General features: G+C 50.0%; 1 pseudogene. It reads left to right on the forward strand.

Going from position 1 to position 250, the window contains the following annotated elements:
- Positions 1-29 precede the first annotated feature (29 nt).
- Positions 30-250 (forward strand): annotated as a pseudogene (locus QSV46_RS40485) (DNA repair protein RadA); the annotation flags it as partial.

A 250-nucleotide genomic window follows, 5' to 3' on the forward strand; every position in this document is an offset into this window, starting at 1 on the left:
GCGTAAATGTATCAGCTTTAGGAAATCTCATGGCAAAGGCCAAATCAAGCTATGTCTGCCAAAACTGCGGTGCGATGTATGGCAAATGGGCAGGGCAATGTACCGACTGCGGTGAGTGGAATACACTGATCGAAGCGCCCAACACTGCCTTACCACATCACACCAAAAAATCAAGCAGCACAGTAGCCGCTCCCCGTAAAACTGCCAACTATGCAGGAGCAACCAGTGGTGTGATGACGCTGGACAATGT

It is taken from the genome of Bradyrhizobium cosmicum (assembly GCF_032290525.1).
Lineage (GTDB): Bacteria > Pseudomonadota > Alphaproteobacteria > Rhizobiales > Xanthobacteraceae > Bradyrhizobium > Bradyrhizobium cosmicum_A.